The sequence below is a fragment of the Azospirillum sp. NS33 genome, from assembly GCF_059703765.1.
The window spans coordinates 24,432-36,950 of sequence record NZ_BAAKJB010000013.1; the positions used below are offsets into that span (position 1 = coordinate 24,432).

General features: G+C 72.7%; 14 protein-coding genes. 8 read left to right on the forward strand and 6 right to left on the reverse strand.

Annotated elements, in window-relative coordinates:
* The first annotated feature begins 31 nt into the window (after positions 1-31).
* From AC6H2I_RS13210 to AC6H2I_RS13240, 7 genes are all read left to right on the forward strand, one after another.
* Positions 32-235, forward strand: a complete 204-nt coding sequence (locus AC6H2I_RS13210; protein ID WP_497501109.1) for a hypothetical protein — start codon at positions 32-34, stop codon at positions 233-235.
* 1 nt (position 236) lies between these two features.
* Positions 237-359: a hypothetical protein gene (locus AC6H2I_RS13215; protein WP_497501110.1), complete on the forward strand. Its 123-nt coding sequence runs from the start codon at positions 237-239 to the stop codon at positions 357-359.
* Between the two features lie 4 nt (positions 360-363).
* Positions 364-1,107: a metal ABC transporter ATP-binding protein gene (locus tag AC6H2I_RS13220; protein ID WP_497501111.1), complete on the forward strand. Its 744-nt coding sequence runs from the start codon at positions 364-366 to the stop codon at positions 1,105-1,107.
* Positions 1,104-1,976: a metal ABC transporter permease gene (locus tag AC6H2I_RS13225; RefSeq protein WP_497501112.1), complete on the forward strand. Its 873-nt coding sequence runs from the start codon at positions 1,104-1,106 to the stop codon at positions 1,974-1,976. Before AC6H2I_RS13220 ends, AC6H2I_RS13225 begins: the two co-directional genes overlap by 4 nt.
* A gap of 30 nt (positions 1,977-2,006) precedes the next feature.
* Positions 2,007-2,948 carry a metal ABC transporter solute-binding protein, Zn/Mn family gene (locus AC6H2I_RS13230; RefSeq protein ID WP_497501113.1) on the forward strand — a complete coding sequence of 314 codons (942 nt, stop codon included), beginning with the start codon at positions 2,007-2,009 and terminating at the stop codon, positions 2,946-2,948.
* A 192-nt stretch (positions 2,949-3,140) separates the two neighbouring features.
* Complete coding sequence (locus tag AC6H2I_RS13235) at positions 3,141-4,100, forward strand: CobW family GTP-binding protein (protein ID WP_497501114.1); 960 nt, start codon at positions 3,141-3,143, stop codon at positions 4,098-4,100.
* Positions 4,097-5,146, forward strand: a complete 1,050-nt coding sequence (locus tag AC6H2I_RS13240) for a WD40 repeat domain-containing protein (RefSeq protein WP_497501115.1) — start codon at positions 4,097-4,099, stop codon at positions 5,144-5,146. Before AC6H2I_RS13235 ends, AC6H2I_RS13240 begins: the two co-directional genes overlap by 4 nt.
* Positions 5,147-5,199: 53 nt before the next feature.
* Here AC6H2I_RS13240 and AC6H2I_RS13245 read toward each other — a convergent pair whose 3' ends face one another.
* From AC6H2I_RS13245 to AC6H2I_RS13265, 5 genes are read right to left on the reverse strand one after another with little or no spacing between them, the layout of a single operon-like run.
* Positions 5,200-5,946 carry an aspartate/glutamate racemase family protein gene (locus AC6H2I_RS13245; RefSeq protein ID WP_497501116.1) on the reverse strand — a complete coding sequence of 249 codons (747 nt, stop codon included), beginning with the start codon at positions 5,944-5,946 and terminating at the stop codon, positions 5,200-5,202.
* Positions 5,943-7,322 (reverse strand): amidohydrolase family protein, encoded by a 1,380-nt coding sequence (locus tag AC6H2I_RS13250; protein WP_497501117.1) that lies wholly within the window; start codon positions 7,320-7,322, stop codon positions 5,943-5,945. The genes AC6H2I_RS13245 and AC6H2I_RS13250 overlap by 4 nt, the downstream gene beginning before the upstream one ends.
* 30 nt (positions 7,323-7,352) lie before the next feature.
* Positions 7,353-8,633 carry a TRAP transporter large permease gene (locus AC6H2I_RS13255; protein WP_497501118.1) on the reverse strand — a complete coding sequence of 427 codons (1,281 nt, stop codon included), beginning with the start codon at positions 8,631-8,633 and terminating at the stop codon, positions 7,353-7,355.
* On the reverse strand, positions 8,630-9,181 hold the full coding sequence (locus AC6H2I_RS13260; RefSeq protein ID WP_497501119.1) for a TRAP transporter small permease: 552 nt from the start codon (positions 9,179-9,181) through the stop codon (positions 8,630-8,632). Before AC6H2I_RS13260 ends, AC6H2I_RS13255 begins: the two co-directional genes overlap by 4 nt.
* Positions 9,178-10,185, reverse strand: coding sequence for a TRAP transporter substrate-binding protein (locus tag AC6H2I_RS13265; RefSeq protein ID WP_497501120.1), 1,008 nt, complete (start codon positions 10,183-10,185; stop codon positions 9,178-9,180). Before AC6H2I_RS13265 ends, AC6H2I_RS13260 begins: the two co-directional genes overlap by 4 nt.
* A gap of 421 nt (positions 10,186-10,606) precedes the next feature.
* Between AC6H2I_RS13265 and AC6H2I_RS13270 the strand changes: the two genes are divergently transcribed.
* Entirely contained in the window at positions 10,607-11,332 is a 726-nt protein-coding gene (locus AC6H2I_RS13270; protein ID WP_497501121.1) for a GntR family transcriptional regulator, read from the forward strand.
* Positions 11,333-11,360: 28 nt separating this feature from the next.
* Here AC6H2I_RS13270 and AC6H2I_RS13275 read toward each other — a convergent pair whose 3' ends face one another.
* Positions 11,361-12,461, reverse strand: a complete 1,101-nt coding sequence (locus AC6H2I_RS13275) for an NADH:flavin oxidoreductase/NADH oxidase (protein ID WP_497501122.1) — start codon at positions 12,459-12,461, stop codon at positions 11,361-11,363.
* Positions 12,462-12,519: the final 58 nt, after the last annotated feature.

Below are 12,519 nucleotides of genomic sequence, written 5' to 3' on the forward strand. Positions count from 1 at the left end.
GTGGCGCGCCACCGCACGGACACGAGGACCGATGGACGGCCATCTTCACGACATCGACGCCGCCGGGCCGGACCATCGGCGCACCGCCGGGTCGGACCATCGGCGCACCGCCGGGTCGGACCATCGGCGCACCGCCGCGCCGGGGCACGTCGCGCCGCTGAAGGGCGCGGGCTGGCCGGGCGACCGCACGGGTCGGCCGCGGCCGCTCGTCGTCCGCGACCGGGAGACCGACTGACATGGCGCCCCGCACCGCCCGCTCGCCGCTGGCCGCGCCGGCCCGCCACCGGCTCGTCGCCGCCATGGCCGCGTCCGGCCTGCTGTGGACGGCGATCGCCTGGGCCCTGGATTGGATCGGGTGACACCATGCGCACGCTCGTCCGCTTCGACGACCTGACGCTCGGCTACCGCCGCCATCCGGCGGTGCACCATCTCTCCGGCGCCGTCGCCGACGGCACGATGACCGCCGTCGTCGGCCCCAACGGTGCCGGGAAGAGCACCCTGCTCAAGGGCATCATCGGGGCGCTGCGGCCGTTGCAGGGGCGCATCACCCTTGATGGCCTGGACCGCCGCGACGTCGCGTACCTGCCCCAGCAGGCGGAGGTCGACCGGGACTTCCCCATCGACGTGCTGGACACCGTGCTGACCGGCCACTGGCGGCGGGTGGGGGCGTTCGGGGCCATCGGCCGGGCGCTGCACGACGAGGCGGTCGCCGCCCTGGAGGCGGTCGGCCTGGCCGGCTTCGAGGGGCGCCCGATCGCCGCCCTGTCGGCCGGGCAGTTCCAGCGCGTCCTGTTCGCCCGCATGCTGCTCCAGGACGCCCGGCTGATCCTGCTGGACGAGCCGTTCACCGCCATCGACGCGCGCACCACCGCCGACCTGCTGGGCGTGGTGCGGCGCTGGCACGGCGAGGGACGCACCGTCGTCGCCGTGCTGCACGACATCGAGCAGGTCCGCGGCCATTTTCCCGACACTCTGCTGCTGGCCCGCGAGCCGGTCGGCTGGGGACCGACAGCGGCGACGCTGACCATGGACAACCTGCGCCGCGCCCGCGCCATGGCCGAGGCGTGGGACGACCGCGCGCCCGTCTGCGACCGCGGGGCGGCATGATGGCCTACGACGCGCTGGTCGCCCCCTTCCTCGAATTCGCCTTCATGCGCCGCGCCCTGGTCGCCGGCCTGGCGTTGTCCATGGGCTGCGCACCGGTCGGGGTGCTCCTGGTGCTGCGGCGGATGAGCCTGATGGGCGACGCCATGTCCCACGCCGTGCTCCCCGGCGCCGCCGCCGGCTTTCTGGTGTCGGGGCTCTCCCTGTGGGCCATGAGCGCCGGCGGATTCGCGGCCGGCCTCGCGGTCGCCCTGCTGGCCGGATTGGTGTCGCGCGCCACCAGCCAGCGCGAGGACGCGAGCTTCGCCGCCTTCTACCTGATCTCGCTGTCGGGGGGCGTGCTCCTGGTGTCGATGCGGGGCAGCAACGTCGACCTCATGCACGTGCTGTTCGGCACCATCCTGGCGGTGGACGACGCCGGGCTGCTGCTGGTGGGAGGCATCACCTCCCTCACCCTCCTGGCGCTGGCCCTGCTCTACCGGCCGCTGGTGATCGAGTGCTTCGACCCCGGCTTCCTGCGGGCGGTCGGCGGGCGTGGCGGGCTCAGCCATCTCTGCTTCCTGGTGCTGGTCGTCCTCAACCTGGTTGGCGGCTTCCAGGCACTGGGCACGCTGATGGCGGTCGGCCTGATGATGCTGCCGGCCGCCGCCGCGCGCTTCTGGGCGGAGCGGGTCTGGTCCCTCGCCCTGGTCGCCATGGCCGTCGCCGTCGCGTCGGCCTATGGCGGCCTGCTCTTGTCCTACCACCTCAACCTGCCCTCCGGGCCGGCCATCATCCTGGCGGCGGGCGGCGCCTACGTGGCCTCGCTCGTGCTCGGCCCCCTTGGCAGCCTGCGGACCCGCTGGTGGCCCGCACCCCACCTGAACGCCTGATCGACCACCCCCTTCGAAGGAGCCCCCGCCGTGACCCGATTCCTTGCCTGCGCGCTGACGACGGCCGCCCTGCTCGGCGCGACGCCGGCGCTGTCCGCGCCGCTGAAGGTCGTCACCAGCTTCAGCATTCTGGGCGACATGGTGCAGCGGATCGGCGGCGACGCCGTGACCGTCACCACCCTGGTCGGTGCCGACGGCGACGCCCACGTCTACGAACCCACCCCGGCCGACGCCCGCGCCCTGGCGCAGGCCGACGTGCTCGTGGTCAACGGCCTGGGCTTCGAAGGGTGGATGGAGCGGCTGGTGCAGTCCTCCGGCTACAAGGGCCCCGTGGTCGTGGCGAGCAAGGGTGTGGACGCCATCGACCTGGACGCGGCGGACGACGACGATCACGACGATCACGACGATCATGCCGGACACGACGGCCACGACCACCACGGTGTCGATCCGCACGCCTGGCAGTCGGTGGACAACGCCAGGCTCTACGCCGGCAACATCCTGACCGGCCTGGCCGCCGCCGCGCCGGGTGACGCCGACGCGCTGCGCGGCCGCCACGCGGCGTACGGGCGCGAGCTCGACGCGCTGGATGCGGCGATCCGTGCGGCCCTGCAGCCGATCCCGCACGCCAACCGCAAGATCGTCACGTCGCACGACGCGTTCGGCTACTTCGCCCGGGCCTACGACGTCACGGTCCTGGCGCCCGTCGGCGTCTCCACCGAGGCCGAGCCCTCGGCCGGCGAGATCGCCAAGCTGATCCGCCAGATCAAGGAGCAGGGCATCCGCGCCGTGTTCGTCGAATCGATTTCCGATCCCCGCATGCTGGAGCAGATCGCACGCGACACCGGGGCGCGGGTCGGCGGCCGGGTCTACTCCGACGCCCTGTCCGCCCCCCAGGGTGCCGCGCCCTCCTACGTCGCGATGATGCGCCACAACGTCCAGCAGTTCGTCAGCGCCCTTCAGCCCAAGAGCTGAACCCGCGGCCCTGGCGGCGCCGGACGCGCGGACGCGGCGCGGCGCCGCCAGGGTGGTCCGCCCAGCCACACGCGGCGGTCTCCTGCACCCGGCCGAGGCGGGCGCGGGGCGCTTGCCTCCCGGGCGTTGCCCGGGCATGATGTTATGATATATCATAACATCACTTGGCGCCCAGCGCAGGAAGGCAAGCCGATGCCCCCGACCCCCGTCACCGTGCTGACCGGCTATCTCGGAGCCGGCAAGACGACCCTGCTGAACCGCATCCTGTCGGAGCCGCACGGCAAGCGCTTCGCCGTCATCGTCAACGAGTTCGGCGAGATCGGCATCGACAACGACCTGGTGGTCGGCGCCGACGAGGAGGTGTTCGAGATGAACAACGGGTGCATCTGCTGCACCGTGCGGGGCGACCTCATCCGGATCGTCGGCGGCCTGCTGAAGCGCAAGGGCGGCTTTGACGGCATCCTGATCGAGACCACCGGCCTCGCCGATCCGGCGCCGGTGGCGCAGACCTTCCTGGTCGACCCCGAGGTGTCCCGCCGCACCCGGCTTGACGGCATCGTCACCGTCGTCGACGCCCGGCACCTGCCCCAGCGCCTCGCCGACAGCCACGAGGCGGCGGAGCAGGTCGCCTTCGCCGACGTGATCCTGCTGAACAAGACCGACCTGGTGGACGCCCCGGCGCTGGAGGCTCTGGAGGCCCGGTTGCGGACGATCAACCCCTTCGCCCGCATCCGGCGCACCGAACGCTGCGACGTGGCACTCGACGAGGTGTTCGGGATCGCCGCGTTCGACCTCGACCGCATCCTGTCCATCGAGCCGGGCTTCCTCGGCGAGGACGACCACGAGCACGACCAGACGGTGACCAGCGTCTCGCTGCGCGAGGACCGGGCACTGGATCCCGCGGCGTTCGACCTGTGGTTCCGCACCCTCATCCAGGTCAACGGCGTGGACCTGCTGCGCTACAAGGGAATCCTGTCGTTGCGCGGCAGCGATCGGCAGACCGTGGTCCAGGGGGTGCACATGCTGGCCGACAGCGGCAACCTCGCCCAGTGGCCCGACGGGCGGCCGCGCACCAGCCGCTTCGTCGTGATCGGGCGGAATCTGGACGCGGACGCGCTGCGCCGCGGCTTCGCCGCTTGCGCCGCACCATGAGCGCCACGATCGAAAACGGCGTCACCCATCCTCTGGAACACCGCTTCGACACCGGCGCGTACGTCGTCGCCGTGGCGGTGAACCGGGCGGGCCGCACCGCGGCGGCGGCGCTGGGCGACGGGACGGTGTGGCTGCTCGACCTCGCGCAGGGCGCCCGGCCGCCCTCCGTCGTCCAGGCCCACGACGGCGCCTGTCTGGCGCTGGCGCGCGACCTCGACGACGTCGGATTCCTGACGGGCGGCGACGACGGGCGGTTGCGGCGGATCGCGCCGGGCGAGGAACCGCGCACCTTGGCCGAGGCCAAGGGATGCTGGATCGAACACCTGGACGCGGCCCCCCGCGTGGGCCTGCGCGCCTGGGCGGCGGGCCGGCGGGTGCGGCTCCTCGACGGTGCCGGCCGGGAGCGCGATGACGCCCTGGACCATCCGAGCACCGTGGGCGGGTTGGCGTTCGCGCCCAACGGCAAGCGCGTGGCGGTGGCCCACTACGGCGGCGTGAGCCTGTGGTGGACGGGTCGGGCCGGGCCCCCGGCGCGGCTGGACTGGAAGGGCTCCCACCTCGGCGTCCTCTGGCATCCGCAGGGCACCCATGTGATGACCACCCTTCAGGAATGTGGCCTGCACGGCTGGCGGCTGCGGGACAAGGCCGACCTGCAGATGGACGGCTACCCCACCAAGGTGCGTTCCATGGGCTGGACCCGCGGCGCCCGCCACCTCGCCACCGCCGGTGCGCAGGCGCTGGTGTGCTGGCCGTTCACCGGGGGCGGGCCGTGGAACCGCCGCCCGCTGGAGCTGGCGGCCGTCGGCCTCGGCCTGGTCTCCACCGTGGCGCCGCACCCGGCCGAGGCGATCGTCGCCACGGGCTACGACAGCGGGGCCGTCGCCCTCGTCCCGCTCGACGGTTCGGCCCCGGCCTCCGTGTGCCCAACCGGCGGGGCGCCGGTCAGCGCCCTGGCGTGGAGCGATACCGGGCGCCACCTGCTGATCGGCACCGAGGACGGCCGTTTGAGCTGGTTTCCCATCCCGGCCCGGCGGAACGGCGCCTGACCGACTCAGCGCCCGAGCGCCAGACCGATGGCCCGCCGTCCTAGCCCGCCGTCCTAGCCCGCCCGGCCGATCAGCCGGGCCAGCGCCGGTGGCAGGCCGCGGTGGGGCTTCTCCGGCGGGGCGGCGAAGCTGCCCGCGGTGACCGGGCGGTGCTCCAGCCCGGCCAGCGCCTCGGCGTGGCGCACGGCGCTGCCCACCCCGTCCACCAGGGGCACCGGGATGCGGTCGGCGACGGTGCGGGCCAGCCCGGCCAGGGGTGCGCCGGCCAGGATCAGGCAATCGGCGTCGTCGCGGGCCACCGCGTCGTGGCACAGCTCGACCAGCCGCTCCGCCTTGTCCTGCTGCACCCGGCCGACGTCGGCGAACCCCTCGTCGAGGCCGCGGATGCTGGCCAGCCGGCCCAGCAGCCCGTGCGCCTCCACCGTCTCGCGGTACCAGGCGCGGATGCGCGCGGAGATGGCGATGATCGAGAAGCGCCCGCCCAGCGCACAGGCCGACAGCAGCGCCCCCTCGGTCAGGCCGACCACGGGGATCGGCAGCATCTCCTTGGCCGCCGCCAGGCCGGGGTCGCCGAAAGCGGCGATCACCGCGGCGTCGTGGCCCTCGTGGTGCTCGGCCAGCAGGCCCAGGGTGGCGTAGGCGCCGACCGCCGCCTCGCTGCGGGTCTCGATGTAGGCGACGCCGAACGGCGCGGTCAGCATGGTGATCTCCGTGCCCGGCGAGGCGGCGCGGCGCGCCTCCGCGGCGATCAGGTCGGACACGCTCTCGGAGATGTTGGGGTTGACGATCAGCAGCCTCATGCCGTCCCTCCCGCGGCAGGCGCCACGCCGGCGCGGGCCCGCGCCCACAGGGCCTCCGCCGCGGCCTGGGCGTCGGCGAGGATGGCGGCGGTGTCGGCATGGACGGCCCGGCCGTCCTCCACCACGATCCGGCCGTCGACCACCACCATGGACACGTCGCGCCCCTGGGCGGTGTGCACCAGGGTGCCAAGCGGCTCCAGCACCGGCACCAGATGGGGGCGGCGCAGGTCGATGGCCACGAGGTCGGCGCGCTTGCCCACCTCCAGCGACCCGATCTCGTCCTCCATCCCCAGCGCCCGCGCCCCGCCCAGGGTCGCCATGCGGAACACGTCGGCCGACTGCCAGCGGTCGTCGATGCAGCCCGTCTGCACCCGGCCGACGTTGAGGGCCCAGCGCATGACCTCGATCATGTCGGCGTGCATGTTGTCGGTGGCGAGCGCGATGGTGGCCCCGGCGGCGCGCAGCGCCGTGGTCGGCGCGATGCGCCCGCCGGTGGCGTTGCCCTTGGGGACATGGGCGACGCTGACCCCGGCCGCGCCGATGCGGCGGATGTCGTCGTCGCTCACATACATGCAGTGGGCCGCCGTCAGGCGGTGGTCGAGCAGGCCGACCTCGTCCAGCAGCTCGGTCGGGGTGCGGCCGTCGCGGGCGGCGATGCGCTCGTTCTCCAGCCGGCTCTGGGACAGGTGGGTGTTGACCCGCACCCCCAGCCGGTCGCGCGCGTCGCGCACCCGCCCCAGCAGGGCGGCCGAGCAGGTGTCGGGGGCGTGCGGCGTGAGGTGCACGCTCAGCCGCCCGTCCATGGCGCCGTGGAAGGCGCCGTGCAGGGCCACCGCCTCGCCCAGGGTGCGCTCGCCGATGGCGGCGCGGTGCTCCCACACACCCTCGTGGACGCGCGCGAAGTCGACGTCGTGGATGCGCCCGCAGGCGACCACCCGCAGCCCCAGCTCCCCCATCGCCGGCAGGATGCGGTCGGCATGGACGTAGCTGTCGTTGATCAGGGTCGAGCCGAACAGCAGCGCCTCCAGGGCGCCCAGGCGGGCCAGCGCCACCGCCTCGTCCGGCGTCACCTCGTGGCCGTGCGGCACGCCCGGGGTGTAGGCGGGGGCGAAGCCCATGTCCTCGGCCACACCGCGCACCATGGTCAGGATGGCGTGGGTGTGCACGTTGACGAAGCCGGGGGTGACGAGGTGGCCGGCGAGGTCGACGGTGCGCCGGGCCGGTGGCAGCGGGGCGCCGGGGGCGCGGGGCGCCACCGCCGCCAGCCGGCCGCCGCGCACCACGATCACGGCGTCGTCGAGGCGCGGCCGGGCCGCGTCGGCGGTGAGGACCGTCGCCCCGTGGAGGACGAGGTCGGCGGAATCGGGGGCCGTCATGACGGACTCTCTCTTCTCGTAGCCGGGCGTCTAGTAGCCGAGCGCCGTCGGCAGCGCCTTCACCAGCCCGGGGAAGACGATGCACAGGGCCAGCACGGCAAACTGCAGGATCACGAACGGGGTGGCTTCCCACACCAGCTTCATGATCGGCACCCGGGTGATCCCGCTCATGACGAAGAACAGGACGCCGACGGGGGGCGTCATCATGCCCACCACCAGGTTGTACATGAAGAGGAAGCCGAAATAGAGCGGGTCGATGCCGTAGCTCAGCGCCACCGGGGCGAACAGCGGCACCAGCATGATGTAGGCGGCGTTGGATTCGATCAGCATGCCCACCGCGACCAGCAGCACCATGGTCAGCAGGATGTAGGTCATGGGGTCGGCGGTCAGGCCGCGGATCAGGTCGGACAGGCGCTGCGGCACCATGTCGATGGTGAACACGAAGGTGACCGTCGCGGCGAAGGCGATCAGCGCGCCCACCATGGCCGCCGTGACCGCGGCGCGGAACAGGCAGGCCGGCAGGTCCGACAGGCGGAGCTGGCGGGTCACGAAGAAGCCGATGGCGGCGGAGTAGACCACGGCGATGGCGGCGCCTTCGGTGGCGGTGAAGACCCCGCCGACGATGCCACCGACGACGATCACCGGCATCACCAGGATGACCAGGGCGCGCCGGCCCTGGTGCAGCACGTTGCCCAGGGAGACCCGCGCGCCGGTCAGGGCGTAGCCGCGCCGCCACGAGATCCAGCTGGCGAGCGCCATGAAGCCGACGGTCAGCAGAATGCCCGGCACGATGCCGGCCATGAACAGCCCACCCACCGACACCGACGAGCCGGCCATCAGGGCGTAGACGATCATCGCGTTGGACGGCGGGATGACCGGCCCGAGGTTGGCGGCGGAGGCGATGACGGCGCTGGAGTAGGTGTCGGGGTAGTGCTTGCGCAGGGCCGGCACCAGCGACGACCCCAGCGCCGAGGCGCTGGCCACCGCCGCCCCGCTGACCGCGGCGAGGATCATGCCGGAGATGATGGTGACGTGGGCCAGCCCCCCGTGCACCCGCCCGACCAGGCTGTTGGCGAAGGCGATCAGCCGGTCCATGATGCCGGCGCGCACCATCAGCTCCCCCGCCAGCATGAACAGCGGGATCGCCATCAGCGGGAAGTTGTCGACGGCGTGCAGCATGCGCTGGGGCAGCACCACCAGCTCGAAGTCGGCGAACCACAGGGCGCCCAGGGACGCGAAGCCCAGCGCGAAGGCCAGCGGCATGCCCACCACGGACAGCGCCAGGAACACCGCGATCACCAGCACGGTCATAGGGATTCTCCCTCCCAGGTGCGGGGTCCGCCCCAGGCCAGCAGCGACAGGTGAAGGAAGGCATGGCCGGTGGAGAGCAGCACGGCGACGTAGTAGACGCCGGCCGACACCGGCAGCGTCGGCATCAGCTCCGGCCACTTGTCCAGCGTCGCCGTCCACGACACGGTGAGCACCACCAGCATCAGCAGCGCCCCGGCGGCGGCCACGGCGCGGAACAGGGCGTCCTGCGCCGCCCGCGGCAGCCACGTGACGAACAGGTCGATGCCGACGTGCACGCCGTGCTTCACGCCGTGCGGGATGGCCAGGAAGATCGCCCACACGAAGAACAGGCGCGACAGCTCGTCGGCGGAATCGATCGAGGAGCCCAGCGCGTAGCGCCAGAACACCTGGAGCGACACGATCCCGGCCATCGCCGCCATGACCGCGACGATCACGCCGTAGGACAGGCGGTCGAGCCAGCCGACCGCCGTCTTGACGCGGGCGAGGCCGGCGCTTGCCGCCGGCCCCTCCAACGGGCCCGCCGCGCGGGCGGCCGGGCCCTCGGTCACTTCGCGGCCTCGGCCAGGACCATGTCGACGACCTTCGGGTCGACCCGCGCCTTGACGCTGTCCACCACCGGGGCCGTCGCCGCGCGCAGGGCGGCGCGGGTCTCGTCGGAGATCGGGGTGTAGACCATCCCGCTCTTGACCAGCTCCTCGCGCCAGCCGTCGTCGCGCTTGGCGGCCTCGGCGCGCTGCCACTCCATGGCCGTGCGCATGGCCGTGCGCATCGCCTGCTGGTGCTCCGGCGACAGCGTCTCGAACTGGCGCTTGTTCACCACCGCGTTGATGAAGTCGTAGAAGTGCCCGCTGTTCGACAGGTGCTTCTGCACCTCGTTGAAGCGGCGGGTGGCGATGATGTTGTAGGGGTTCTCCTGGCCGTCCAGCACGCCCTGCTGCAGGGCGGCGTACAGCTCCTTCACGTCCATGGCGACGGGGTTGGCGCCCAGCGCCCGGAAGGTCTCCAGGTGCACCTCGTTGGGCTGCAGGCGGATCTTCAGGTCCTTGAAGTCCGCCACCGTCTCCAGCGGCCGCACGTTGTTGGTGGCGTGGCGGAAGCCGAGCTCGCCGTAGCCCAGGTTGATGAAGCCCTTCTCCGCCATCTTGGCGTCGAACAGCTGGCCCGCCGGGCCGTCCATGACGCGGAACGCGTCCTCGCGGCTGTCGAACAGGAAGGGCAGGCTCACCGCCTCGTACTCCGGTACGGTGCGGGTGAAATAGGCGATCGAGGTGAAGACGCCGAAGACCGTGCCGGAACGCACCTGGTCCACGTTCTCCTGGGCGCCGCCGAGCTGCATGGCCGGGAACAGGTCGACCTTGAAATACCCGTCGGTGGCCGCCTCCAGCTCCGTCTTGAAGATCTCCATCGCCTGGCTGGCGGTGTGGTCGGCGGGGAAGTTGCCGGCGATGCGGATGCGTTCCGCGGCGGCGGCGCCGCCGGTGGCGGCGAGGGTCAGGGCGGCGCCACAGGCGAATGCCGTAAGGGTGGAGAGCAGGCTGCGTTTGCTGAGCATCGGATCCTCCAGTCAGGGGCTGACGAGCGTCGTCACGAGCGCGGTCGAAGGTGACGCGCCAAGGCTCCGGAGCGGTCACGTCGGAAGGGATCGTGTCGCATACCAGGGGAGGCCGCAAGCAGAATATAATTATGATGACCGATTGAACCGCTTGCCTGTTTTGCCGTCACCCATCTGCACGGAATCTGTGCAGGCACGCCATTTCTCGATGGATCATGGGTTCTTTCGGGGTTGACTCCGGCCCACCGCGGCCCGCTTGCCGCGCGTGGCCAGCCCGCGCGGCGGTCGCCGATTGCCGGAATCAAGAGATTGAATTATGTTTGCCCCAAGGCCGGCAGCCCGCGCGGGGCCTTTCCCGGACGGGAAAAAGCGCGCATGGTCGTGCGGCCCGGTGGACGGGCCGGAATGGCAGAGGTGGCGGTTGCTGGAGACGGAGAACGCGGGACGGGGCGGCGAGGACGGGGCGGCCGGCGGGCGGCGGCGCAAGCGCACCGGCCCCACGGCCATGCACCTGGAGGCGCGCGAACGGGTGCGCGAGATGATCGTGACCGGCGAGCTGAAGCCGGGGCAGCGCATCGACGAGCGCGCGCTCTGCGCGGCCTTCGCCCTGTCGCGCACGCCGATCCGCGAGGCGCTGAAGGTGCTGGCGGCGGAAGGGCTGGTGGAGCTGCTGCCCAACCGCGGCACCCGGGTCGCCCGGTCCAGCGGGTTGGACATCGCCCGCCTGTTCCAGGTGATCGCGGCGCTGGAACGGCTGGCGGCGGAGCTGACGGCGGCGATCGCGACCGCCGACGACCTGCGGGGCCTGCGGGCCGACCACGACGAGATGGTGCGGATGTACCGGGCGGACCGGCGCGAGGAGTATTTCGCGCTGAACCAGCGCATCCACGAGACGGTGATCGCGCTGACCGGCAACCCCGTGCTGATCCGCACCCACGCCGACCTGATGACCCGGGCGCGCCGCCCCCGCTACATCGCCATCACCTCCCAGGAGCGCTGGGACGAGTCGGTGCGCGAGCACGAGTTGCTGATGGCGGCCCTGGAGATCCGCGACAGCCGCTCGGCCGGCGACATCCTGTTCAAGCACGTGCTGAAGACCGGCGAGGTGGTCCGCGCCAGCCTGGAGGCGGAGGCGGCGCCGGAATGACCGCCGCCCCCGGCCGCGCCGGCCGGCGTCAGCTTGCCAGGCGGTAGCGATCGAGCCAGTGGGCGTAGGGCGCCGGCAACACCCAGGCGCTGCGCTCCAGGTTCAGCTTGCGCGCGGCGGCGAAGGTCCAGTTGGGGTTGGCCAGGTGGCCGCGGCCGACCAGCGCCACGTCGAGGTCGCCGTTGGCGACCGCCATCTCGGCCACCAGCGGGTCTTCGAACCCCCAGGCGGAGGACACCAGCAGGCCGGCCTCGCGCTTCACCCGCCCGGCGAAGGGGGCGAGGAAGCCCGGACCCCAGGGGATCGTCGCGTCGGGCGTGGAGAAGCCGACGCTGACGCTCATCAGGTCCAGGCCGGCCTCCTTGAACGCCCGCGCCAGCGCCAGGGATTCCTCCATCGTCTCCGCGTCGCGGCCGTCGAACTCGACGACCCCGAACCGCGCGGTCAGCGGCAGGCGCTCCGGCCACACCGCGCGCACCGCCTGGAGCGTCTCCACCAGGAAGCGCCGGCGCCCCGCCGCGTCGCCGCCATAGGCGTCGCCGCGTCGGTTGGCGTGGTGCGAGAAGAAACTCTGGCCGAGGTAGCCATGGGCGAAGTGCAGCTCCAGCCATTGGAAGCCCGCGTCGCGCGCGCGGATCGCGGCGGCCACGAAATCGCCGCGCACCCGGGCGATGTCGGCCGCGTCCATGGCCGCGGGCAGCCGGCCGAGCCCGCCGCCATAGGCCACCGCCGAGGGCGAGAGCGTGGGCCAGGCCCGCGGGTCCTCGGCGGCGATGTGGTCGTCACCCTCCCACGGGCGGTTGGCGCTGGCCTTGCGCCCGGCGTGGCCGATCTGGATGCCGGGGACGGCGCCGCCGGCCCGGATCGCCCGGACGATGCCGGCCAGCCCCTCGGCCTGGGCGTCGGTCCACAGGCCCAGGCAGTTGGGCGTGATGCGGCCCTCCGGCGACACGGCGGTGGCCTCGACGGTCACCAGCCCGGCGCCGCCGCGGGCCAGCGCGCCGTAGTGGGTGCGGTGCCAGTCGTTCACCAGCCCGTCGGTCGCCATGTACTGGCACATCGGCGGCACGCCCACGCGGTTGCGCAAGGTGACGTCCTTGAGGGAGAGGGTTTGGAAGAGCGCGGTCATGGTCGGCGTTCCGATCGGGATTGCGGCGCGGCGCCTGCGGGCGCGGCGCGCCAGGGGG